22 protein-coding genes and 1 pseudogene are annotated in these 23,558 nt (G+C 71.4%); 5 read left to right on the top strand and 18 right to left on the bottom strand.

The window, feature by feature from the left end:
• The first annotated feature begins 89 nt into the window (after nucleotides 1-89).
• Nucleotides 90-938 carry a diacylglycerol kinase gene (locus tag ACFT7S_RS03750; protein WP_382726481.1) on the top strand — a complete coding sequence of 283 codons (849 nt, stop codon included), beginning with the start codon at nucleotides 90-92 and terminating at the stop codon, nucleotides 936-938.
• Between the two features lie 6 nt (nucleotides 939-944).
• On the opposite strand, the gene ACFT7S_RS03745 is transcribed toward ACFT7S_RS03750, so the two are convergent.
• Nucleotides 945-1,466 carry a GbsR/MarR family transcriptional regulator gene (locus tag ACFT7S_RS03745; protein ID WP_382726479.1) on the bottom strand — a complete coding sequence of 174 codons (522 nt, stop codon included), beginning with the start codon at nucleotides 1,464-1,466 and terminating at the stop codon, nucleotides 945-947.
• Nucleotides 1,467-1,567: 101 nt separating this feature from the next.
• Between ACFT7S_RS03745 and ACFT7S_RS03740 the strand changes: the two genes are divergently transcribed.
• Together ACFT7S_RS03740 and ACFT7S_RS03735 are read left to right on the top strand one after the other, a co-directional pair.
• Nucleotides 1,568-2,491 (top strand): ATP-binding cassette domain-containing protein, encoded by a 924-nt coding sequence (locus ACFT7S_RS03740; protein ID WP_382726477.1) that lies wholly within the window; start codon nucleotides 1,568-1,570, stop codon nucleotides 2,489-2,491.
• Complete coding sequence (locus ACFT7S_RS03735) at nucleotides 2,488-4,122, top strand: ABC transporter permease (RefSeq protein ID WP_382726474.1); 1,635 nt, start codon at nucleotides 2,488-2,490, stop codon at nucleotides 4,120-4,122. Before ACFT7S_RS03740 ends, ACFT7S_RS03735 begins: the two co-directional genes overlap by 4 nt.
• A gap of 63 nt (nucleotides 4,123-4,185) precedes the next feature.
• On the opposite strand, the gene ACFT7S_RS03730 is transcribed toward ACFT7S_RS03735, so the two are convergent.
• Together ACFT7S_RS03730 and ACFT7S_RS03725 are read right to left on the bottom strand one after the other, a co-directional pair.
• The gene (locus tag ACFT7S_RS03730; protein WP_382726471.1) at nucleotides 4,186-5,391 is read right to left on the bottom strand and encodes a cytochrome P450; all 1,206 of its coding nucleotides are present in this window, start codon (nucleotides 5,389-5,391) and stop codon (nucleotides 4,186-4,188) included.
• An 83-nt stretch (nucleotides 5,392-5,474) separates the two neighbouring features.
• On the bottom strand, nucleotides 5,475-5,762 hold the full coding sequence (locus ACFT7S_RS03725; protein WP_382726469.1) for a hypothetical protein: 288 nt from the start codon (nucleotides 5,760-5,762) through the stop codon (nucleotides 5,475-5,477).
• A 40-nt stretch (nucleotides 5,763-5,802) separates the two neighbouring features.
• Here ACFT7S_RS03725 and ACFT7S_RS03720 point away from each other — a divergent pair, with 40 nt between their 5' ends.
• Nucleotides 5,803-6,261 carry a hypothetical protein gene (locus ACFT7S_RS03720; protein ID WP_382726466.1) on the top strand — a complete coding sequence of 153 codons (459 nt, stop codon included), beginning with the start codon at nucleotides 5,803-5,805 and terminating at the stop codon, nucleotides 6,259-6,261.
• Nucleotides 6,262-6,300: 39 nt separating this feature from the next.
• Here ACFT7S_RS03720 and ACFT7S_RS03715 read toward each other — a convergent pair whose 3' ends face one another.
• From ACFT7S_RS03715 to ACFT7S_RS03650, 14 genes and pseudogenes are all read right to left on the bottom strand, one after another.
• A complete protein-coding gene (locus ACFT7S_RS03715) occupies nucleotides 6,301-6,963 on the bottom strand; it encodes a response regulator (RefSeq protein WP_382726463.1) in 663 nt (220 codons plus the stop codon).
• A complete protein-coding gene (locus ACFT7S_RS03710; protein WP_382726460.1) occupies nucleotides 6,960-8,300 on the bottom strand; it encodes a sensor histidine kinase in 1,341 nt (446 codons plus the stop codon). The genes ACFT7S_RS03715 and ACFT7S_RS03710 overlap by 4 nt, the downstream gene beginning before the upstream one ends.
• Before the next feature lie 99 nt (nucleotides 8,301-8,399).
• Nucleotides 8,400-9,275, bottom strand: a complete 876-nt coding sequence (locus ACFT7S_RS03705; RefSeq protein WP_382726457.1) for an alpha/beta hydrolase family protein — start codon at nucleotides 9,273-9,275, stop codon at nucleotides 8,400-8,402.
• Nucleotides 9,276-9,456: 181 nt separating this feature from the next.
• Nucleotides 9,457-10,647, bottom strand: coding sequence for a kynureninase (gene kynU, locus ACFT7S_RS03700; RefSeq protein ID WP_382726454.1), 1,191 nt, complete (start codon nucleotides 10,645-10,647; stop codon nucleotides 9,457-9,459).
• Complete coding sequence (locus ACFT7S_RS03695; RefSeq protein WP_382726453.1) at nucleotides 10,640-11,488, bottom strand: tryptophan 2,3-dioxygenase family protein; 849 nt, start codon at nucleotides 11,486-11,488, stop codon at nucleotides 10,640-10,642. The genes kynU and ACFT7S_RS03695 overlap by 8 nt, the downstream gene beginning before the upstream one ends.
• A gap of 257 nt (nucleotides 11,489-11,745) precedes the next feature.
• Nucleotides 11,746-12,159 carry a DUF3151 domain-containing protein gene (locus ACFT7S_RS03690; protein ID WP_362848404.1) on the bottom strand — a complete coding sequence of 138 codons (414 nt, stop codon included), beginning with the start codon at nucleotides 12,157-12,159 and terminating at the stop codon, nucleotides 11,746-11,748.
• A gap of 38 nt (nucleotides 12,160-12,197) precedes the next feature.
• Entirely contained in the window at nucleotides 12,198-13,700 is a 1,503-nt protein-coding gene (locus ACFT7S_RS03685; protein ID WP_382726450.1) for an MFS transporter, read from the bottom strand.
• A gap of 202 nt (nucleotides 13,701-13,902) precedes the next feature.
• A pseudogene (locus ACFT7S_RS03680) lies at nucleotides 13,903-15,052 on the bottom strand (MalY/PatB family protein).
• 92 nt (nucleotides 15,053-15,144) lie between these two features.
• On the bottom strand, nucleotides 15,145-16,167 hold the full coding sequence (gene fbaA / locus ACFT7S_RS03675; protein ID WP_382726447.1) for a class II fructose-bisphosphate aldolase: 1,023 nt from the start codon (nucleotides 16,165-16,167) through the stop codon (nucleotides 15,145-15,147).
• A gap of 178 nt (nucleotides 16,168-16,345) precedes the next feature.
• Nucleotides 16,346-16,885, bottom strand: a complete 540-nt coding sequence (gene pyrE / locus ACFT7S_RS03670) for an orotate phosphoribosyltransferase (protein ID WP_382726445.1) — start codon at nucleotides 16,883-16,885, stop codon at nucleotides 16,346-16,348.
• 30 nt (nucleotides 16,886-16,915) lie between these two features.
• Nucleotides 16,916-17,710 carry an aldose 1-epimerase gene (locus tag ACFT7S_RS03665; RefSeq protein WP_382726442.1) on the bottom strand — a complete coding sequence of 265 codons (795 nt, stop codon included), beginning with the start codon at nucleotides 17,708-17,710 and terminating at the stop codon, nucleotides 16,916-16,918.
• Between the two features lie 21 nt (nucleotides 17,711-17,731).
• Entirely contained in the window at nucleotides 17,732-18,583 is an 852-nt protein-coding gene (locus tag ACFT7S_RS03660; RefSeq protein ID WP_382726439.1) for an SRPBCC domain-containing protein, read from the bottom strand.
• Between the two features lie 87 nt (nucleotides 18,584-18,670).
• Entirely contained in the window at nucleotides 18,671-20,269 is a 1,599-nt protein-coding gene (locus tag ACFT7S_RS03655) for a polyamine aminopropyltransferase (RefSeq protein WP_382726436.1), read from the bottom strand.
• A gap of 142 nt (nucleotides 20,270-20,411) precedes the next feature.
• Complete coding sequence (locus tag ACFT7S_RS03650) at nucleotides 20,412-20,933, bottom strand: DUF2617 family protein (RefSeq protein ID WP_382726433.1); 522 nt, start codon at nucleotides 20,931-20,933, stop codon at nucleotides 20,412-20,414.
• Between the two features lie 715 nt (nucleotides 20,934-21,648).
• Here ACFT7S_RS03650 and ACFT7S_RS03645 point away from each other — a divergent pair.
• Nucleotides 21,649-22,827 (top strand): pyridoxal phosphate-dependent aminotransferase, encoded by a 1,179-nt coding sequence (locus ACFT7S_RS03645; protein WP_382726430.1) that lies wholly within the window; start codon nucleotides 21,649-21,651, stop codon nucleotides 22,825-22,827.
• Between the two features lie 87 nt (nucleotides 22,828-22,914).
• Here the strand turns inward: ACFT7S_RS03645 and ACFT7S_RS03640 are convergent, their stop codons facing one another.
• Entirely contained in the window at nucleotides 22,915-23,460 is a 546-nt protein-coding gene (locus ACFT7S_RS03640; protein ID WP_382726427.1) for a YbjN domain-containing protein, read from the bottom strand.
• Nucleotides 23,461-23,558: the final 98 nt, after the last annotated feature.

Genomic DNA, 23,558 nt, shown 5'->3' with positions numbered 1-23,558 from the left:
TCGAACCGGGTGCCCCGGAATAGACGAAGCCCCTGGCGCAATAGCGCAAGGGGCTCTTGCACCAAGATGCTACCCGAGGAAGGACCGAGGTGTCGGCTGCAGAGCCCTCCGGCGACGGCGACCACCAGCTTCTGGTGCTCATCGACCCGGTTGCCCGCCGGACCGACGGTGAGTCCGTCCGTATCGCAAAGGATGTGCTGAGCGCCGGCTCGCACGCCAAGATCTGCCTTCCGGACACCCCCGAGGAGTTCAACAGGGCCCTGTCTCGCCGGGGCAGCCGAAGGCCGGTGATCGTCGGCGACGACCGGGCGCTGCTGCGCGCCGTCGCCCATCTCCACCGGGAGCGCGAGCTCTCCGGCGGCGCCCTGTCCCTGATCCCGGTCGGCGCCGCACCCACGCTGGAACTGGCCCACGCGCTCGGCGTGCCCCGGGGCGCGGTGGCCGCGGCCCGCTCGGCGCTCGACGGCACGGTCCGCCGGCTGGACCTGCTGGTCGACGACAGCGACGGCGTCGTCCTCGGCACGCTGCGCATCCCGGCCCTGCCCCCGTCCGCCGGCGCCCCGCACACGGGCGTCACGGCGGTCTGGGACACCTGCCGCTCACTGGTGGCGTCCCTGGTCCGCCCGGCCCCGGCCACCGCCCACACACCGCCACGCACGCACCGGCTGCGCGTGGAGGCGGACGGCGTCCTGCTGAACGACCTGGACCGCCCGGTCGAAGGCATCACGGTGACCACACAGGGCGACGGCGGCCTGGTCGACGTGGTGATCCACACCGGGCCGGGCCTGACGGAATCCAGGGAGGCCAAGGCGGTGACGGTCTCCGGCGCCGACTTCCGCTACCGGGCCGACATACACGTCACGGGCCCGGTCCGCACCCGGACGTGGACGGTGCGGGCGGGGGCGTGGTCGCTGATACTTCCGGCAGTCGGGGGCTGATCCTCGTCAGTCCGCCTTGCCGCCCGGGGACGCGCGGTGGGCGCGCCAGCGTTCCATCATTCCCGCGAGCTCCGTCTGTACGAACTCGAAGAACTCCGCCGTCTCGGCGAGCCGCTCGCCGGCCGGGGTGTCCTTGCCCAGGGTCCGGGCGCCCTCCTTGAGGGTTTCCTCCCAGCGGGTGAGGACGCGGTCCCGGCTCGCGAAGGTGGTGTACCAGATCTCGTTGTGCAGGCGGTAGCGGTCGCGGCGGGAGCCCGGCTCGCGCTCCCTGCTGACCATGCTGACCTGGGTCAGATAGCTGACCGCGCCGGAGACGGCGGCCGGGCTGATCTGGAGGGCGAGAGCGAGCTCGGCCGAGGTCATCGAGCCGTCGTCGTCCGCGAGGAGTGCCGCGAAGACGCGGGAGGCCATGCGCTGCATGCCCGCCTCGGTCATATCGGCGGCGAATCGCTCCACGAACCGCGACACGGCTTCGTCGTCACGCCGGTCTGCGCCGGTCTCACCGGTTTCGGTGGTTTCGCTGGTCATCGTCCCATCGTCTCCCCATCGCCCCCGGACTCGTTCATGCACTGGATTTTATACACTTCCTTAACTTCACAAGTTTGTGAAACTAGCGTACGTTGTGAAACATGACGAAGGCAATCACCGTGGCCGGACTGCACAAGTCGTTCGGGCGGACACATGCGCTGGACGGCCTCGACCTGAGCGTCGAGACCGGTGAGGTCCATGGCTTCCTCGGGCCCAACGGCTCCGGGAAGTCCACCACCATCCGGGTCCTGCTGGGACTGCTGCGGGCCGACTCCGGCGCCGCCCAGATCCTCGGCCGGGACCCCTGGGACGAAGCGGTGGAGGTGCACCGCCGTATCGCGTACGTCCCCGGCGACGTCACGCTGTGGCGCAACCTCTCGGGCGGCGAGGTCATCGACCTCTACGGGCGGCTGCGCGGCGGCGGCCTCGACAAGCAGCGGCGCGCCGACCTCGTCGAGCGGTTCGAGCTGGACCCCACGAAGAAGGGGCGCACCTACTCCAAGGGCAACCGCCAGAAGGTCGCCCTCGTCGCCGCACTCGCCGCCGACGTCGACCTGCTGATCCTCGACGAGCCGACCTCCGGGCTCGACCCGCTCATGGAGGAGGTCTTCACGGACTGCGTGCGAGAAGCCGCCCGTGAGCGCGGACAGACGGTGCTGCTCTCCTCGCACATCCTCAGCGAGATCGAGACGCTCTGCGACCGGGTCAGCATCATCCGCAAGGGCGTCACCGTCGAGACGGGATCCCTCGCAGACCTGCGCCACCTGACCCGTACCAGCGTCACCGCCGAACTGGCCGCCGCACCCAACGGGCTCACCGACCTGCCCGGCGTCCACGACCTCGACGTCCAGGGCAAGCGCGTACGGCTCCAGGTCGACACCGACAAGCTCGACGCCGTGCTGCGCTCGCTCACCACCTCGGGCGTCCGGTCGCTGACCAGCACCCCGCCCACCCTGGAGGAGCTGTTCCTCCGCCACTACCAGGACACCGCGTCCACGGTCGCGGAAGAGGCGATGACGCGATGACTGCGGACCTTGCGGTACGGAGCCCGGGCGGCTCCAGCCAACTCATCGGCACGAACCCCCTGTTCAGGCTCGCCATGCGCCGGGACCGCATCATGCTCCCGGTCTGGGTCCTCGTCCTGACCCTGATGGTCGTCAGCGGCGGCTCGTCCATCGAGACGCTGTACGACACGCCGGCCGACCGGGCCGAGGTCGCCCGGTCGATGACCGCCAACAGTTCGTTGCGCGCCATGTACGGACCGGTCTTCGACGACTCCGTCGGGGCCCTGGTGGCCTGGCGGTTCGGCGTCTTCGCCGCCACGCTGGCCGCCGTGATGAGCCTGATCATCGTCATCCGGCACACCCGGGAGGAAGAGGAGTCGGGCCGTCAGGAGCTGCTCTCCTCCGCGATGGTGGGGCGGCGCGCCCCGCTGACCTCGGCCCTGTTCACCGCGCTCGTCGCCAACGGCCTGGTCGCCCTGTTCATCACCGGCGGCCTCGCGGGCCAGGGCGGCACCGGAGCACTGGCACTCGGGCTCGCGGTCGGCGCCACCGGCATGGTCTTCGCCACCATGGCGGCGATCGTCGCGCAACTCACCGAGAGCGCGCGGCTCGCCAAGGGAATGACAGGCGGCGTGGTCGGCCTCGCCTTCCTGCTGAGGGCGGCCGGTGACTCCGGTAGAGCAGGGGAAACCTCCCAGGCGTTCAGCTCTTGGGGAGGCTCCTCCGTCCTGACCTGGCTCTCGCCGATCGGCTGGGCCGAGAACGTCCGGCCGTACGCGGGCGAACGCTGGTGGGTGCTGCTGCTCTCCGTGACGGCGATCGCGGCCCAGGGCGCGGTCGCGTACACCCTGGCCGGCCGGCGCGACATCGGCATGGGCTTCCTCCCGGCCCGGCCGGGACCGGCCGAGGGCAAGCTCGCCACCGCGGGCGGCCTGGCCTGGCGGTTGCAGCGCGGCACCCTGCTCGGCTGGACCGTCGCCTTCGCCGTCGCGGGCGTCGTCTTCGGCGGCATGGCCGAGGGCGCCGCCGATCTGGTCGGCGACAACGAGCAGGCCAAGGAGATCTTCGCGCGGATGGGGGGCCAGGAGGCCATGACCCAGGCGTTCCTGGCCGCGATGGTCGGGATGCTGGGAATGATGGCCGCGCTGTACGCGGTGGCGTCGATCCTCCGCCTCCACAGCGAGGAGACCTCGCAGCGCGCCGAACCCCTCCTCGCGAACCGGCTGGGCCGGCTGCGCTGGGCGGCCGGTCACCTGATGATCGCGTTCGGCGGAGCGGTGGTCATCATGCTGGCGGGCGGTCTGGGACTGGCCATCGGCTACGGCGACGAGTTCGGCGCGGTGCTGGGAGCGGCGCTGGTCCAGGTCCCCGCGATCTGGCTCCTGGGCGGCCTGGCGGTGCTGCTGTACGGGGCACTCCCCAAGGCGGCGCCCGTGGCCTGGGGCGTGGTCGGCGCGAGCCTGCTGATCGGCTGGATCGGCCCGGCACTCGACCTGCCCCGGTCAGCGATGGACCTGACTCCCTTCGGCCACCTGCCGAAGCTGCCGGGCACGGAGATGGCGTGGACCCCGGTGCTCCTGATGACGGCGGGAGCGGTGGCCCTAGTGGCCGCAGGCCTGACGGCCCTCCGCCGCCGGGACATCCTGACCTGAGGGGCACCGGGCGCGCCCGGTAGCCGTGGGGGCCGGGGCCAAAGCCCTCGGCCCCCCACCCTCTCAGAGCTCCACGTTCAGCTCCTTCAGCCCCCGGATCACATAGCCCGGATGCCACTCCGGCTCCTTGACCAGCCGCATGCCCGGCGCCTTGCGCAGCAACTCGCCGAACGAGGCTGCCAGTTCGATGCGGGCCAGCGGCGCACCCAGGCAGTAATGGATGCCCGCCCCGAACGTGATGTGCGGGTTGTCCGGACGGGACAGGTCCAGCGTGTCGGGGTCGGCGAACCGCTCCGGGTCCCGGTTGGCCGAGCCGAAGAGCAGCGCGACCTCCGAGCCGCGCGGAATGACCGTGCCGGCGATCTCGATGTCGTCGAGCACCCAGCGCTCGAACATCTGCAACGGAGTGTCGTACCGCAGCAGTTCCTCCACCGCGGTGGGCAGCAGACCGTGATCACCGCGCAGGGCCGCCAGCTGCTCCGGGTGCCGGAACAGCGTCCACCAGCCGTTGACGGTGGTGTTGACCGTCGCCTCGTGCCCCGCGTTCAGCAGCAGCACACAGGTGGAGATCATCTCCTGCTCGCTGAGCCGCTCTCCCTCGTCATGGGCGGCGATGAGCGCGGAGATCAGATCCGTACCGGGGTCCGTCCGACGCTCCGCGATCAGCCCCCGCAGATACGCGGAGAAGTCGACCGACGCCCGGACGGCCTCCCGGGCCGTCTCCTCCGACGGGTTCAGCTCGAACATCCCGCAGATCGCCGAGGACCAGGGCCGCAGCAGCGCCCGGTCGGCCTCCGGCACACCCAGCATCTCGGCGATCACGGCGACGGGCAACGGCTCGGCGACCGCCGCCAGCAGGTCACCGCCGCCCGAGGCGACGAACGCGTCGACCAGCTCGGCGGCCAGCCGCTCCACCGTCGGCGCGAGCCGCTCGACCGTACGCGGCGTGAACGCCTTGGAGACCAGTCGCCGGATACGGGTGTGGTCGGGCGCCTCCAGATCGAGGATCCCCTGCCCGTTGAGGGTGTGGAAGGGCTCGTGGGCGGCCGGCGGAGCGGTGAGCCCGAACTCCTCGTGGCTGAACCGGTGCAGATACGTCCGGCCCAGGCGCCGGTCACGCAGCAGACCGGACACATCGGAGTAGTGCGGGATCAGCCACTGCCGGGTCGGCTCGAAGTAGTGCGCCCGGCCGGCGGCGCGCAGCGCGGTGTAGGCGGGGTACGGATCGGCGACGAACGCGGGCGACCAGGGGTCGAAGGACACATACATGCCCTGACGCTACCCGCGGCCGAGGTCCTGCTTCGAGAGCCGAAGCGTTATCGGGCGTCGCTTCAGTCGGCACGTTCGCGTTGTTACGTTGAGCGCCCTGTCGAGACGGACTTCGCGAGGGCGGCAATGCGAGGCATAAGAATGTGTGTCGCAGGTACGTCGGCGGCGCTGCTGGCTGCTGTGCTCACCGGTTGTGCCGATCCGGCCGCTCCGGCCGATTCGCAGAGCGCGACGACGGTCGCAGAGACGTCCGCCCTGCCGTCGGCCTCGCCCACGGTGAGCGACATCTCCGCGACGCCCTCCGCTTCCCCGTCCCCCACCGCCGTGCGGCCGAGCAGCCCGTCGGTCTCGCCGACCACCCGGCCCGCCACAGCTCCCAAATCGTCTGCGCCGATACCGACGTGGTTGCGGATGACGGTCGCCACCAGGGCCGGCCGGCTCGACCTGGTCCGCGGCGGGGCCGCCCAGGAGTTCACTGTCACCCTGCGCAACGGCAACACCCAGGCGTACGGACATCTGCGGCTCGCCTTCCAGATGGAGATCCTGATCGACGGAACCCCGGCGAACGAACGTCCGCCGTCCGACGGCTTCGTACTGGAGCGCTGGGACGACGGGGCGGGCGTGTGGCGCAACGCAGAGCTGCGTATCGCCAATGACGCCATGCCGCACCAGCTCTACGAGGGCGGTGCCCCGCTGGCCCGCGACGCGGTGCGCACCGAGCGCTATCGGCTGCGTGCCGGATCCGCAGGTCCCGTCGGCAGTACCCCGCTGATGGTGGCGCTGATCAATACTGACGCGCCCGGGAACGCGTCGGCCGGCGAGGCACGCCCGGCCTCTCTCTCCCTGCCCCACACCACGCGACGGAAGTGATCGAGCAGGGGCTTACGGAGCGCCCCGGCCGCCGGACCCCTACCCGGGCGTGACCAGGCGTGCCTCGTACGCGAACACCGCCGCCTGTGTCCGGTCGCGCAGCCCCAGCTTCACCAGGATGCGGCTCACATGCGTCTTGATGGTGGACTCGGCGACCACCAGGCGCGAGGCGATCTCCGCGTTCGACAGCCCCTGCGCGATCAGCACGAGCACCTCCGTCTCCCGCTCCGTGAGGTCCCCGATCCGAGCGAGCGCGGGAGGGCGCGGCGCTTCGGAGAGCTTCGAGAACTCCGTGATCAGCCGCCGCGTGACAGCCGGGGCGAGCAGCGCCTCCCCGGACGCCACCACCCTTACACCTTCGGCGAGTTGGCGGGCCGACGCGTCCTTCAGCAGGAAGCCGGAGGCCCCCGCGCGCAGCGCCTGGTACACGTACTCGTCGAGGTCGAAGGTGGTGAGGACGAGGACCTTGGCGTCCGCGTCGGCGGCGACGATCTCGCGGGTCGCCTCGATGCCGTTGAGTTCCGGCATCCGGATGTCCATGAGCACGACGTCGGGGCGGAGGGCGGCCACCTGCGAGACGGCCTGGCGTCCGTCGACGGCCTCGCCCACGACCTCGATCCCCGGCATCGCGTTGAGGAGTACGGAGAAACCCTCGCGGACCATCATCTGGTCGTCGACGATCAGCACCCTGATGTTGTTCATACGGCCCCGCCCGGCAGCGTGCCGTCCGACGGCGTGCCGTCCGCGGCCTGCTCGCGCACGGTCTGTACGGGGATGAACGCGGTGACCTCGTAACCGCCGTCCGCCGTCGTCTCCGCAGTCATCTCACCGTCCAGCATGGCCACCCGCTCGCGCATCCCCGTGATGCCGTGCCCGGCCCCCGGCGACGGCTTGACGAGACCGGTCGGCGGCCCGTTCACGACGCGCAGCCCGAGCCCGCCGAGTACGTAGCCGATCTCCACCTTCGCGGTGGCGCCCGGCGCGTGCCGCAGTGTGTTGCTCAGGGCTTCCTGGACGATCCGGTACGCCGACAGCTCGACGCCCTGCGGCAGCTCGCGTACGGCTCCGGTGACCGTCTTCTCCGTCGCCAGTCCCGCATCCCCCACATTGGCCAGGAGGCGGTCCAGCTCGGCGAGCGTGGGCTGCGGGGCGTCCGGGGCCTCGTAGTCCTCGGCCCGTACGACCCCGAGGACCCGGCGCAGCTCGGTGAGCGCGGCGACGGCGTTCTCCCGGATGGTGAGGAACGCCTGCTCCAGCTCGGGCGGCGGGTTCTCCACCCGGTACGGGGCGGCCTCCGCCTGGATCGCGACGACCGACATGTGGTGGGCGACGACGTCGTGCAGTTCACGGGCGATGGTCGTGCGCTCCTCCAGGAGCGTGCGCCGGTCGCGCTCGACGGCGGTCACCGTGCGCTGCACGGTCACCTCGCGCTGGGCCTCCCGCCGCACCTGCACCATGGTCACGACGAGCAGGGCGAACGCGGAGGTGACGATCATGGGCGCGGTGGACGTGGAGTACTGCCAGGACCCGACGTTCTCCATCAGGATGCCCAGCAGCGCGGTGAGCGCCCACATCCAGGCGGCCGTACGCGGCCGGGTCCTGGCCGCGACGACCACCATGACCACCAGGTGGGCGAAGAAGCTGCTGGGCCCCCACGGCACGTCGTTCCCCACCACACCGACGACGACGGTTGCCGCCATCGAGGCCCAGTACGCGGCGACGGGCCTGACCAGGGTCATCGCGACCGGAATCGCCGGCAGCACACCCACGACGAACTGACCGTGCCCCATGCCGGCCCCGACGAGCACCGTGATCAGCGCGGCGAACAGCACCAGGGCGTGCCGGATCCAGACGGCCGGCTCGCCGAGCCGCCGGGGCAGCCGTCGGATCAGCCGCCCGTCGCGGGGCAGCGGATCCAGCGGACGGTAGGCGAAGACGTCACGGAGAAGGTCCTGCCGCAGGCCGCCTATCACCCCTGCGGCCACCCGGAACTCCGGGCTTCTGATCTTGGTCTTGGTCTTGGTCTGGGTCTCGGTCACGCTTCCACGGTAGGCGGCGACACGGCGCGGGTCGTCAGCAGTGATGCGGATCCCGCACCGTCCGTCGCAAGTACTACACAGGGGCCCGCGAGGCGCCCCTCACCACGCCAGCTGGGCCAGCTCCTCCGCGACCACCGCACACGCGTCGGCCGACGGATCGATGAGCGGGAAGTGCCCGACCCCCTCCAGGAGCGTCAGCCCCACCATCTCCCCCGCCTTCGCCGCCGCGTCGACGAACGCCTCCGACACCGCCGCGGGCACGGTCAGATCGCAGGTGCCCTGCACCACGGCCGTCGCGATACCGGTGGGCAGCAGGGCGGCCGGGTCGGCAAAGGCGCTCCGTACCGCGAAGTCACCCTCCCCGCCCAGGAGTTGGTGCACCGCACCGGAGCAGACGTCCAGCTCGACGGCGGTCGCGAAGTCGGCGACCGGCGCCAGTGCGACGACGCCACGCAGGGGCGGCGGTGCGGGCAGCCGCCACGGCGACCCCTCGGGGAGTACGTGCCGGGCAGCGGCCCACAGCGCGAGCTGACCGCCCGCCGAGTGCCCGGTGACCACGGTCCGCCGCACATCGGCCTGCGGCAGCTCCCGCCCGGCCAGCAACGGCATCGCGTCCATCGCGGCGGCAACGTCGTCGAAGGTCTCGGGCCAGCGTCCGGCGGCCGGCTCGGAACCACGCTGCTGCGGGATCTCGCCGCCCCGCCGGTACTCGACGCTGGCGACGGCGAAGCCGCGCCGGGCCAGGAAGTCCGCGAGCGGCGACACATGGTGCCGGTCGTACGGGGCCCGCCACGCCCCGCCGTGCAGCAGGACGACGAGTGGCGCCCCGGTTCTGCCGTCCCGGGGGGCGTAGAAGTCGATCACCTGGTCGGGGTGGCTGCCGTAGGCCGCGGACCGGTCGGGGGCGATCACCGGATGGGCGAACGCCGACTCCTCCTCGGCGGCATCACGATCACGCGCGGAAGAATCCGACATGCTGCTCCAACCGTCCTACACCTGTGCCCAACTGGCTTGACCTGCGGGGACGTTATCAGCACCGGCCCCATGCGCCGGACGGGCTCGATCCTCCCGGCTCAGCGGAAAATCAAGCCCGTCCGGAGATACAGGACAAAACGGCAACCGGACAGCCCGGCATGATCCAAACGAGAGGCCCTGGCTACCCCGCCAGCACGTCCGCGAGGATGCGCGCCGCGCGCTCCGCATCCGCGAAGCCCACGTACAACGGGGTGAATCCGAACCGCAGCACATCCGGCCGCCGCAGGTCTCCGACGACTCCCCGCTCGATGAGGGCGCGCATCACCGGCTCGGCGTCCTCGCACCGCAGCGCGACCTGGCTGCCGCGTTCCGCGTGCGCGGCCGGGGTGACCGAGGTGACCCGGCCCTCCGGCACATACGCGGCGACGCACTCCAGGAAGAAGTCCGTCAGCGCGAGGGACTTCGCCCGTACGGCGGACACCTCCACCCCGTCCCACACGTCCAGTGACGCTTCGAGCGCCAGCATGGACAGGATGTCGGGGGTGCCGACCCGGCCCCGTACCGAACCCTCGGCGGGGGCGTATCCGGGTGTCATCGCGAACGGGTCGGCGTGCGACGTCCAGCCCGGCAGCGGGGAGTCGAAGGCCGCCTGGTGGCGCTCGGCGACGTACAGATAGGCGGGCGAACCGGGGCCGCCGTTCAGGTACTTGTACGTGCAGCCGATGGCCAGGTCGACCCCGTGCTCGTCCAGGCCGACGGGCAGGGCGCCCGCGCTGTGGCACAGGTCCCAGACCGCGAGGCCGCCCGCCGCGTGCACGGCGGCGGTGAGACCGGGCAGGTCGTGGAGCCTGCCCGTGCGGTAGTCGACATGGTTGAGCAGGACGACCGCCGTACGGGGGCCGAGCGCGGCCGGTACGTCGCCGGGCGCGACCGGGACGATGCGGTGGCCGGTCATCCGGGCGGCGGACTCGGCAATGTACCCGTCCGTGGGAAACGTCGTCGCGTCGACCAGGATCTCGTCGCGTCCGTCCGCCGCGAGGCGGGTCGCGGCGACGACGGCCTTGAAGACGTTCACGCTCGTCGAGTCGCCCACCACGATCTGCCCGGCGGCGGCCCCGACGAGCGGGGCGATCCGGTCACCGATCCGCTCGGGCGCGGTCCACCAGCCGCTCTCGTCCCAGGACCGTATGCGCAGCTCGCCCCACTCGCGGGTGACGACCTCCTGGAGCCGCGCGGGCACGTGGCGGGGCAGCGCACCCAGCGAGTTCCCGTCGAGGTAGACGGTGTCGTCGAGGGTGAACAGCTCGCGGAGCTTGGCCAGCTCGTCGGCGGCGTCGAGTGCCGCTGCCTTGTCGGCGTAGGCCTCAGACATGGCTGCGTGCCGTCCACAGCTCGGGAAAGACGTTCTTCGTGGCCCGCTTCTCCAGCCAGGCGACCCCGGCCGAACCGCCGGTTCCGGTCTTCGAACCCATCGCGCGGCGGGTGGCGACCAGGTGGTCGTTGCGCCAGCGCCAGACCAGCTCGCCGACATCGGTGAGCGCCTCACCGAGGCGGACCAGCTCGTCGTGCTGGTCGGGGTTGGCGTAGATCTGCGCCCAGACGGTCTCGACCTCGGGCGAGGGCTCGTACTTCTTGGCCAGGTCCCGGCCGAGCACGGACTGCGGCACCGCGTGCCCGCGCCGGGCGAGCAGGGCGAGCACCTCGTCGTACAGGCTGGGCTCCTGGAGCGCCTTCTCCAGCTCGGCGTACACGCGGGGCGCGCCCCGGTGCGGTACGAGCATGGAGGCGGACTTGTCCCCGAGCAGGAACTCCATCCGCCGGTACATCGCCGACTGGAATCCGGAGCCTTCGCCGAGCGCGCCGCGGTAGGAGTTGAACTGGGCGGGGGTGAGCCCTGCCAGCGGGGTCCAGGAGGCGTTCAGGGCCTCCAGCTCCCGTACGGACCGCTTCAGCGCGTCACGCGCCACGGGTATGCGGTCCTCGCGCAGGGCGTGCGCCGCGGTCTCCCACTCATGGACGATGACCGTGAACCACAGCTCCATGACCTGGGTGGTGACCAGGAAGACCATCTCGCCGGGGTCGTCCGAGCGAAGGTGCTGGAGGTGGGTCAGGACATCCGCCTGGACATAGTCCTCATACGGAGTCGTTCCCGCGAAGTCGAGGTGCGGGGTGTCCGCACCGGTGGCTTCGGGGTCGGGGTGATTCGTCGACATTTCTGTCTCCTCGACACGAGCTTCCGGGTAGCGGTCCGCCCCTTCCGTGAGGAAGTGGAGCTCCGGTCCCCTGCCCGCACATCCTAAGCCGGGACCGGGGGCGCCGTCGTCCGGGAGTCAGGTCGGGCGGCAGGCCGGGCGGGCGGCACAGGCCGGGCGGGCGGCACAGGCCGGGCGGGCAGCACAGGCCGGGCGGGCAGCACACGGGCCCCGGGGACATCATGCGTCCACGGGGCCCGTGTACAGCGCGGGCGGTCTCAGCCCAGGGTGTCGGCGGCGGTCTGCGAGGAGTCGCGCAGGAACGTCGAGCAGCGCTCGTACTCGTCCTTCTCGCCGATGTCCCCAGCGGCGCGGGCCAGGGCGTGCAGCGCGCGCAGGAAGCCGCGGTTCGGCTCGTGCTCGAACGGGACGGGGCCGTGGCCCTTCCAGCCGGCACGGCGCAGGGCGTCGAGGCCGCGGTGGTAGCCGGTGCGGGCGTACGCGTACGACTCGATGACCCGGCCGCCCTCGTACGCCTCGTCGGCGAGCTGCGCCCAGGCCAGCGAGGAGGTGGGGTACTTCGCTGCGACATCGGCGGGCGCCGCGCCGTTGGCGAGCAGCTCGCGCGGCTCCGGGTCGTCGGGCAGATGGGTCGGGGAGGGCCCCCCGAGCAGGTTCTCGTGGATGGACATGGGTTCAAGTGTGCCTGGTGGGACGGGCCCGTGGGGCATCACCCCGGTTCCCGTTCCGGTGCGCGTACGGGCTCCAGGGGCGGGGCCACGACCCCGCAGTGCACGGTGCACGCCGGCCGGGCGGCCTCCGGCGGGGTCCGCACCGTCCACCAGGCGATCGCCGCGCCCAGCACCAGCAGGCCCGCACACATCGGCATCGCCCGCCGGAAGGTCTCGGCGAACTCTTCGGCGTCGCGGTACGCCTCCGGGCCCATCCCGGCGAGCAGCGGCAGCGCGGCCACGGCGATGAGGCCGGCGGCGCGCGCGGCCGCGTTGTTGATGCCGCTGGCGAGCCCGGCCCGCTCGGCGTCCACGGCGGCCAGGACGGTCGCGGTGAGCGGGGCGACGAGGACCACGAGGCCGAGGCCGAGCACGAGGACGGCGGGCAGTACGTCGGTGAGGTACGAGGAGACGGTGGCCCCGGGCCCGACCCGCAGCATGAGCAGCATCCCGGCGGCAGCCAGCAGGGGCCCGACCGTGAGCGGGATACGGGGCCCGATCCGCCGGCCGAGATCGCCCGCGGAGGCGGAGAAGAGCAGCATCAGCACCGTCGTCGGCAGCAGCGCCGCGCCCGCCCCGAGCGCCGAGTATCCGGCGACGACCTGGAGCTGAATCGCGGAGAGGAAGAAGAAGCCGCCGAGCGCCGCGTACACACAGAGGGTGACGATGTTGACCGTGGTGAACAGCCGGGACGCGAAGATCGACAGCGGCAGCATGGGGTCGGCGCGCCGCCCCTCCACCTGCACGAACGCCACACCGAGCAGCACCCCGCCCACCGCCGCACCGATCACCACCGGGGAGGCGCCCTGCCCCGGCGCCTCGATCAGCGCGAACGTCACGCCCGCCAGCGCGAGCGCCCCGAGGGCGGCCCCGAGCACATCGAAGTGGCCGTGCGCCTGTGGGTCGCGGGACTCCGGTACGTGGCGCAGGGCGACGGGTACGCAGAGGGCGGCGAGCGGCAGGTTCAGCAGGAACACCCAGCGCCAGCCGGGCCCGTCGACGAGCCAGCCCCCCACGAACGGCCCGATCGCGGCCCCCACCCCGCCGAGCCCCGACCAGAGCCCGACGGCACGGCCCCGGTCGTCCGGATGGAAACTGGCCTGGATGAGCGCGAGGGACCCCGGGGTGAGCAGCGCCCCGCCGACCCCTTGGAGGGCGCGGGCGGCGATGAGAACGCCCGCGTTCGGCGCGATCCCGCAGAGCAACGAGGCCACGGCGAACCACACGACCCCGACGACGAACACCCGCCGCCGCCCGTACCGGTCCCCGAGCGCCCCACCGAGGAGGATCAGCCCGGCGAGCGTGAGCATGTAGGCGTTGACGGTCCACTGAAGCGCGGCGAGATCGGTGCCGAGGTCTTCGCCGATGCGGGGGAGGGCGACGTTGATCACGGTGGAGTCGAGCATGGCCATGCTCGACCCGAGGACGGTGGTGAACACGACCCACCGGCCGACGGGCGACGACACCCGAATTCCGTCACCGCCGCTTTGCGCATCGCCCATGCGGCCAGCATCACCGCTCCCCGGGCCCCCGGCCACTCCGCCCCAGAGCCCGCCCGGCGATTGAGGGCGTCTTTCAGCCTGTCCGGCGTTTGAGGACCGGGGGCCGGGGCAGCGCCCCGGGTTCGGGAAGGGGCGGGTAGGGGAACGCTCGCCGCAGGCGCAACCCGGCACCCGCACCTGCGCCCGGGCCCGCACCGCCCGCCTACCGCCCCACCGCCCGAATCAGCGCCTCCACCCCCGCCACCACCTTGCTCCGCGGGCACCCCACATTCAGCCGCAGGAACCCCGGCGCCCCATACACCGCCCCCGGCATGATCGCGACCTTCTCCCGCTCGATCAGCACCCGCTGCAACACCTCGTCGTCCACACCCAGCGGTCGCAGATCGATCCACGCCAAGTACCCCGCCTGCGGCGGCTCCCACCCCAGCTCGGGGAACGCGCCGTTCAGCCGTTCCGCCACCAGCGCCAGGTTCCCCGCCACATACGCTCGCACCCCGTCCAGCCACGCCGCACCCTCCCGGTACGCCGCGATGTGCGCGGTCAGTGAGAGCACCGCCGGCGAGGCGAGGCCCTCCGCCGTCTCCATGCGCCGCAGAAACTCCGCCCGGTCCGACGCCCGGCCGACGATCCCGTACGACCCCGTCAGCGCCGGGAAGTTGAACGACTTCGACGCGGACGTGATGACCGCCCAGCGCCCGTCACCCCCCACCCGCGTCCAGGGAACATGCCGGTACCCGTCGTGCACGAAATCCGCGTGTATCTCGTCGCTGACCACCGCCACCCCGTACCGCCCGGCCAGCGCGGCCATCTCCGTCAACTCGGCCTCCGTCCACACCCGCCCCGTCGGATTGTGCGGCGAACACAGCACGAGCACCTTCGCGTCGGCCCGCGCCAGCTCCCGCTCCAGCGCCTCCACGTCCCCCACCGGCACCCCCCGCAGCTCGCGCCCGAGCCCGGTGACCGCCTTGCGGAAGCCGTCGTACGTGGGAGTGTGGACGAACCACCCCGTCCCCCACCGCCGTCCACATCTGCAACAGCTGCGAGAGCTGGCTGAGCACGGACGGCCCGTAGACCAGCCGCCCGGTGTCGAGCCCGGTGCCGTACCGGGTCTCGTACCAGTGCGCGATCGCCGACCGGAAGTCGTCCTGCTGCCAGTCCGTGTAGCCGAACACCCCGTGGTCGAGCCGCGCCCTCAGCGCCGCCAGCACCTCCGGCGCGGTCTCGAAGTCCATGTCGGAGATGGTGAACGGCAGCAGCCCGTCCACCCCGAACCGGTCGGCGACCCCGTCCCACTGGACGCACCAGGTGCCCCGGCGGTCGACGACGGTGTCGAAGTCGTAGGACGCACTCACAGCAGTTACCCCACATCGCTCGGACACGCCGGACATGCCATGGGCCCGGCACCCCAAGGGGTACCGGGCCCACCACAACAATCTTGTGCCGACTACTTCAGCTTCGTGCCCGTGGACCGCAGGTTGGCGCACGCCTCGGTGACACGCTTGGCCATGCCGGCCTCGGCCAGCTTGCCCCAGCTGCGCGGGTCGTAGGCCTTCTTGTTGCCGACCTCGCCGTCGACCTTCAGCACACCGTCGTAGTTGCGGAACATGTGGTCCACGACCGGGCGGGTGAAGGCGTACTGGGTGTCGGTGTCGAGGTTCATCTTCACGACGCCGTTCTCCAGTGCGGTGGCGATCTCCTCCGCGGTGGAGCCGGAGCCGCCGTGGAAGACGAAGTCGAACGGGGACGTCTGGCCGTACTTGGAGCCGACGCCCCCCTGGAGGTCCTTCAGCAGCTCGGGACGGAGCACGACGTTGCCCGGCTTGTAGACACCGTGGACGTTACCGAAGGACGCGGCCAGCAGGTAGCGGCCCTTCTCGCCCAGGCCGAGCGCCTCGGCCGTACGCAGCGCGTCGTCGACGGTCGTGTACAGCTCGTCGTTGATCTCGTGCGTGACGCCGTCCTCCTCGCCACCGGTCGGGGTGATCTCGACCTCAAGAATGATCTTGGCGGCGGCGGCCTTGGCGAGCAGCTCCTGGGCAATGGACAGGTTGTCGGCGAGGGTCTCGGCCGAGCCGTCCCACATGTGGGACTGGAACAGCGGGTTCAGACCCTTGGCGACGCGCTCCGCGGAGACCTCGATCAGCGGACGCACATAGGTGTCCAGCTTGTCCTTGGGGCAGTGGTCGGTGTGCAGCGCGACCGTGATGTCGTACTTGGCGGCGACGATGTGCGCGAACTCGGCCAGGGCGACAGCGCCCGTGACCATGTCCTTGTTGTACTGGCCGCCCAGGAACTCCGCCCCACCGGTGGAGATCTGAATGATGCCGTCGCTCTCGGCCTCCGCGAAACCGCGCAGTGCAGCGTGCAGGGTCTGGGTCGACGTCACATTGATGGCCGGGTAGGCGAACTTGCCTGCCTTCGCCCGGTCGAGCATCTCGGCGTAGACCTCGGGGGTTGCGATGGGCATCTGTCCGCTCCTTGGGATGTGCGGGTGTGCAGTGCTGGTCCCTGACCTGGGGGCGACGTCATCGTCGCCCCCATCTTCCCAGACTCTCGCCGCGGCTCCACCCGGCCTCCTCCACTCAGGCAAACGCAAGGGCGGGCTGTTTCACGTGAAACAGCCCGCCCTTGTTCGAATCCGCAGGTCAGGCCAGGTCGAGGTCCGCCACGGAGTAGACGTGGATGTACGGCAGTCCGGCCTCCGCGACGGCGGGAGCGGCCCCCCGCTCCACGATCACGGCGACGGCGACGACCTCGCCCCCGGCCTCGCGCACCGCCTCCACGGCGGTCAGCGGCGAACCGCCCGTCGTCGAGGTGTCCTCGACGACCAGGCAGCGGCGGCCCTTCACGTCCGTGCCCTCGATCCGGCGCTGCATACCGTGCGCCTTCTGCGCCTTGCGGACGACGAAGGCGTCCAGGCTCTTCCCGCGCGCCGCGGAGGCGTGCAGCATCGACGTGGCCACCGGGTCGGCGCCCAGCGTCAGTCCGCCGACGCAGTCGTAGTCCAGATCGGCGGTGGCATCGAGCATCACCTGGCCGACCATCGGCGCGGCCTTGCCGTCCAGCGTGATCCGGCGCAGGTCGATGTACCAGTCGGCTTCCAGACCCGAGGAGAGGGTCACCTTGCCGTGCACCACGGCCTTGTCCTTGATCTGCTGGAGCAGCTCAGCGCGTACGTCAGTCATGTCAACGAGGGTAAGCGCTGCCGTCGCCGGTCAGAGCCGCACCCAGCTCCAGGTCGTCGCGATCTCCAGCGGCTCGATCGGGGTGACCAGCCGCGGCGCGGTGTTCAGCCCGTTCGGCGGGCCGGACTGCGGCTCGACGCACACCGCCTCGTCCTGCTCGTCGTAGACGACGACCCACTCGTCCCGGCTCTTCACCGTCAGCTCCAGCTGCTCCGGCCAGGTGAGCTTCACATCGACGCCGTCGGGCATCCCGAAGCAGTCGTCCCACGGGCCGGGCAGCGCGTCGATCCGGCGGCCGGTCGGCAGGTGGTTCTCGTCGCGCTCCTCCTGCCAGGCGGCGTCGAAGTCGAGCCGCACGTCCTGGCCTCCGATGGTGCGGAGGAACCACGGGTGCCAGCCGGCCTGCGCCGGGAAGGAGTCCACGTGCGCCTCGACGCCCATCCGGAGCGTCAGCGAGTCCTCGGCGAGCTCGAAGGTCTGTGTGACCCGGCCCGGGTAGGGCCACGGTTCGGCCAGGTCGTAGTAGAAGGCCGCCTCGGTCCCGGCCTCCCGGGCGATATGCCAGGAGGTGTCGCGCCCGGTGCCGTGGATGGCGTGCGGCGGGGAGTTCAGCGGCAGGCCGTGCAGTTCGCCACCGTTGCGGAACTGCCCGTTCTCGGTACGCCCGCACCACGGCACCATCGGGAAGCATCCGTACCGCTCCCCCTGGCGCAGCAGTTCGGTGCCACCGATCCGCAGGCTGCTGATCCGGCAGCCATGGGTGGGGTCAACGGTCAACTCGGCGTCGCCGACGGTCAGCCGGACGTTCTTCGCAGCTCTGCTCACCCCACGACACTACTGGCGCCGCTACCTCCGCCGCCGCAGTGCACGGCCCACGACCACCGCGGAGGCGAGCGCGAGGGCGGCGGCGGGGGCGATCCAGCGCAGGGCCGTCGCGGCGCCGTCCGCATCGGGCGAGGGCACGGGCGCGTACCGGCCGCGCGGCGGCGCGTGGTCGACCTCCTCCGTGCTGCGCCCGATCATGGTGCGCCTGGCATGCGCGGCCTCGGCCGGAGGCCCGTCCGGCACGGTGAACTCCACCTCCGCGAGGGGGTCGAGCGAGGGCGGCGGCACCGGAGTGTCGAACACGGACCCCTTCCCGGGCGCGGGCTCGTCGCACGACTCCTCGTCGGGCGCGGCCTCGTGAGTCGGCGCGACCCCGTCGTCGGCAGCGGACTCCCCCGGCGACTCTCCCTGCGACTCGGTAGGCGACTCCCCCGGCGAAGCCGCCAGCGACTCCGTCACCAGCTGCTGCGTGAAGCGGCCCAGCAGGCGGTGGGCCGCCGCCATCGCCGCCGCGTCCTCCAGGTCCGCGATGCGGCCGTCCCCGCCCGCCGTGCCCGCGAACTCGATCGTCGTGCCGCCGTCGGTCTCCGTGAGCGTGACCGTCAGGGCCAGCTTCGCCGAACCCGTGCCCCGGGCCTCCATGCCCTCCCCGGCCACGGCGAAGGTGTCACCGTCCCGGCCGGCGAGCTTCAGCACACCCCGGTAGGTGATCGCGTGGCCGCCGACTCTGATCTTCAGGCGGCCGGACAGCGGGCCCGCCGACGCGTCGGCGTCCTGTTGGAGTCCCGGCACACAGCGCGCGACCCGGGCAGCATCGCCCAGCGTCCGCCGCAGGGACAGGACCGGAACCGGAACGAACACCTCATGCTCCATGGAAACCGAGCCTACTCAGACCCGGCCACCACGTCAGCGCTTCCCGCCTTCCACATGTCAGCGCTTCCGCGCCGACGCGCGGCACCGTCACGGTTCCTCCCAGTACCGCGGGTGCACCAGCGTCGACGGCGCCTGCCCCGGTATCCGTACGCGCTCCGCGGCCACGCCCGCCTCCCGCAGCTCCCGCTCCCCCAGCGACCGCAGCTCCGGGACCCTGAGGTCCAGCGCGAGGGCCGGGACGGTCCCCCGCGAGGCCAGGACGAAGCCCCAGTCGCGCGGTTCCCGCGTCTGCTCCGTGACCCGGTCCTGGCCGGCCGCGAAACCGGAGATCCTGCTGGTGACGCGGTACGGACGCGTCGACAGGCCGCCCGCCCGCACGGATGCCTCCGCCGTCCAGAACGACCGCGGCCTGACACCCACAGGCCCCGCGTGCACCACCAGCCGCCCGCCCGGCGCGAGGGCCTCCGCGACCAGCCCGTAGAACTCCGCCGAGTAGAGCTTCGTGCTCTCCGTGATCCCGGGGTCCGGCAGATCCGATATGACGACGTCGTAGGAGCCCCGCGCCGCCCGCAGCCAGTTGAACGCGTCCGCGGCGACCGTCCTGAGCCGCGGGTCCTCGTACGCGTGTCCGTTCAGCTCGGAGAGCGCGGGGTCCGTTCGGGCCAGTCGGGTGACGGCGGAGTCCAGCTCGACGACCGTGACGGCCCGTACCTCCGCGTAACGCAGCACCTCGCGGGCGGCCAGGCCGTCGCCGCCGCCCAGGATCAGCACCCGCCCGTGCGGCCCGCGCATCGCCGGGTGCACCAGGGCCTCGTGGTAGCGGTGCTCGTCGCGGGCGCTGACCCGCAGCCGCCCGTCCAGATAGAGGTCGAGGGAGTCCCGTCCCTCCCCGGTGAGGACGACCTCCTGCACCTCGGTCTGTACGGCGACCCGCACCCGGTCCCCGTAGACCGCGCGCCGGGCCGCGCGCTCGAAGTCGTCGACCAGCACCGTGGCGGTGGCCAGCAGCGCGATCACCGTGACATTGGCCAGGACCAGCAGCCACCGCGACCTGGAGCTCAGGTCCCGCCGGAACAGCCACAGCACCAGCGCCCCGCCGGCCGCCGCGTTGACCGCGCCGGTGAACAGCGCGCCGGTGAGCTGGCCCAGCACGGGCAGCAGCAGGAACGGGAAGGCTAGCCCGCCGACCAGCGCCCCCACGTAATCGGCGGCGAAGAGATCGGCGACGGCGCCGCCCGCGTCCTGCCGGTCGACCCGCTGGATGAGCGTCATCAGCAGCGGGATCTCCGCACCGATCAGCACGCCGATCGTCAGCGAGAACCCGACCAGGGCGTACCGCGACTCACCGAGCCAGGCGAACGAGGCGTACAGCACGAGCGCCGACGAACCGCCGACGAGCGCGAGGGCCGCCTCGATGAGCCCGAATCCGACCGCCGCGCGGCTGCGCAAACGTTTCGCGAGGAGCGATCCGATCCCCATCGCGAACACCATCACGGAGAGCACGACGGATGCCTGCGTGACCGAGTCGCCGATCAGATACGAGGCGAGCGCGACCAGCTCCAGCTCGTACACGAGTCCGCAGGCGGCGCAGATGAACACAGCGGCCAGCACGAGGAACCGTCCGGTCCTCGGCCGTACGGGAAGCCGCGCCGCGCACCCTCGCAGCGGCACCTGCTGGTCGATCATGAAGCGAACGCTACGTCACGAAACAGTCGCCGCCTGTCACCCACACGGGTGTAAGTGAGGCATTGGCGCGCCCCTGCGCACAGGCTCCGCGAAGCGGGGCGCCGGAGCGGGACGCGGGTCGAAGCCCCCGGACCGGCGCTGGTCAGAGCGCCGGCGACTGCACCCGCATCCCCACCCGGGTGCGCGTCACCACCAACTGCCCCTCCTGCGGGTACGCGTGCCACGTGCGCCACCGCACCTGGCCCTCGGTCCGCTGCGCCAGCAGCGCGGTGAAGGCGTGCGGACTGCCGGGGAACGTCCCGGCCAGACCGTGTGGATGGTCGGCGACGAGCGCGAGCAGCTCCTGTGCGCGGCCCGCGAACGCGCCTTCGGTGAGCGTCTCGACGCGCGCCGCGAATTCGTACTCCCATTCACCGAACCGCTTGGCGACACCGAGAGGCAATGGGGTACTGCTTCCGGGGATGCAGGCAACAGTCTCCGAACAGGTGCCGCGGCCCTCCTCCAGGAGGACCTGGTGGGAAGCGCCGAGCAGTCTCAACTGCAGCTTTACCTCCTCGAACTGGAGGTCGAGGACGGCGAGGGCGGGCAGCGGCTCCCGTCCGAGCGCCCAGGCCAGGTCGGCGGCGCGGGTGTCGGAGTAGGCCGTCTGAAGGGTCGTGAGCATGGTTCGGCTCCGCAAACACACATGGACACATGGACAGGGGGCGCCCCCTGGAGATGCGCGTGGGGGAGGGAAACGCCCGATCAGGTCCAACTGGGGTCCGAGGGCTGAATGTTCTCTACAAGGAGGGAATCACGAAGTACGCCGTACTCACAGCGTTTTTGCCCAACTTGACGTGGTTTCCATCCTCCAGGGGGCAGCCCTGTTCAACTGTTCAACAAATCTCTCCGCGTGGCTCAACAAAAAGGTGTCCGGCGGGAGTTCGCCCACCGGACACCTCACCCGCGGAGCGCCCGCCGACGGACCGGCTGCCCGGTGTCAGCTGCCTCCGCCACAACCGCCCCCGCCACCGCACGACGAACTGCTGCTGCCGCACGAGGAACTGCTGCTCCCGCACGACGAGCTGGTGCTCCCGCACGACGAGCTGCCGCCGTACGCGCTCGAGCCCCCGCCTCCGGCCCCTCCGGCGACCCGGCGGCGCCGTGACACCTTCCCGGGCACCGGCCTGCGCCGGTTGCGCCCAACGGCGATCCCGGAGGCCACGGCCCCCACCACGATGGCCCCAACCAGCAACACTGCGAAAATCGACACCGACCTCACACCCTTCCGTCCCCCGAAGCGAGGTCACCCGCTTCCTGTGTGTCAGGGGGATGCCCTCTGCATTCCGGAGCCAAAGCAGACTTGAGCAACTCCAGAGCTTCGGCACAGGATGGCGGCCATGACACAGGGACGACCGCTGCTCAACCGCCGGCTCACCGAGTTCGGCACGACCATCTTCGCGGAGATGTCCGCACTGGCCGCACGGACCGGGTCGATCAACCTCGGCCAGGGCTTCCCCGACACCGACGGCCCCGAAGAGATCCGGGAGGCCGCGGTCCGTGCCCTGCGCGCCGGGCACGGCAACCAGTACCCGCCCGGCCCGGGCATCCCCGAACTTCGTACCGCGATCGCGGAGCACCAGCAGCGCTTCCACGGACTGGTGTACGACCCCGATACCGAGGTCCTCGTCACCGCGGGCGCCACCGAGGCCATCGCGGCCGCCCTGCTGGCCCTGCTGGAGCCCGGCGACGAGGTCATCGCCCTGGAGCCGTACTACGACTCGTACGCCGCCTGCATCGCCATGGCGGGCTGCACCCGCGTCCCCGTCACCCTGCACCCGCACGACGGCGCCTACCGGCTCGACCTCGACGAACTCCGCGCGGCCGTCACCCCCCGCACCCGCCTCATCCTTCTCAACACCCCGCACAACCCCACGGGCACCGTCCTCACCCGCGAGGAACTGGCCGCCATCGCCGACCTCGCCTGCGAACGCGACCTCCTCGTCGTCACCGACGAGGTCTACGAACACCTGGTCTTCGAGGGCGAACACCTGCCGCTCGCCTCGTTCCCCGGCATGCGCGAGCGCACGGTCACCATCAGCAGTGCGGGGAAGACGTTTTCGTTCACCGGCTGGAAAGTCGGCTGGATCACCGCGAGCCCGGAACTGGTCACGGCGGTCCGCTCGGCGAAGCAGTTCCTGACGTACGTCTCCGCCGGACCGCTCCAGTACGCCGTCGCCGAGGCCCTGCGCCTGCCCGACACGTACTTCAACGGGCTGCGCGCCGACCTCCGCACCAAGCGCGACCTGCTGAGCGACGGACTCGCCGACGCGGGATTCGGGGTCTACCGGCCGTCCGGGACGTATTTCGTCACCACCGACATCCGCCCCCTCGGCGGCGGGGACGACGGCTTCGCCTTCTGCCGCGCCCTGCCCGAACGCTGCGGTGTCGTCGCCATCCCGAACGCCGTCTTCTACGACCACCGCGAGCAGGGCGCGCCCTTCGTGCGGTTCGCGTTCTGCAAGCGCACAGAGGTCCTGACCGAGGCGGTCGCCCGTCTGAAGACACTCAGGCGCTGAAGCCGCGTCGACAGCAGTCCGGCCCGGGGCAGCGGCCTGATGGCCACCGCCCCGGGCCGGGCGTCGTTCCGCTGACCGGTCTCCGGATCAGGCTTCCGGCGGCTCGGTGCCGTCGGGCTTCTCCTCGGCGGACTCCAGGCCCAGACGCTCCACGAGCCACTTGTCGAACTCGATCGAGGCCCGCACCCAGCTGACCGTCGAGGAGACGAAGTGCTCCAGGTTGACGCCCGTACCGATGAGCATCTGCGCCTCACCGATCAGCCGGACGGAAGCCGCAGCGCCCTCTTCACCCTCATGGGCGTGCGTGTAGACCTTCGGCCACAGGGTGCGGCGGTTCCAGTCGTCGATCGCGTCGAGGAGCACGGGACGCTGGTCGAGGGCGTGGGGACGGTCGTAGAACGTACGGACCGAGAAGACCTGCTGATCGGCCTCGCCGCGGAACATGAAGTACGTGCGGAATTCCTCCCACGGCGCGGCGAGGTCGCCCTCGTCGTCGACGACGAACTTCAGCTCCATCTGCTCGAGCAGCTGCTTGACGAGGTCCTGGTCAGGGACGACGGGGCCAGCGGGTCCTGCCGCCTGCGGATCGGGCTGCCCCCCGAAGTTGGGAATCGAGGACGGGTCGATAGACATCGCCGGTTACTCCTGTGGATCGCACGTGGTTGCCTGACTTTGCCTTCGACCCTAACCGCGAATGACGGCCATTGGTCCTACGCCCTGAGGAGAATCGT

This window comes from Streptomyces sp. NPDC057136 (assembly GCF_042670885.1).
GTDB lineage: Bacteria > Actinomycetota > Actinomycetes > Streptomycetales > Streptomycetaceae > Streptomyces.
This window is presented reverse-complemented; position numbering and strand designations above follow the sequence as displayed.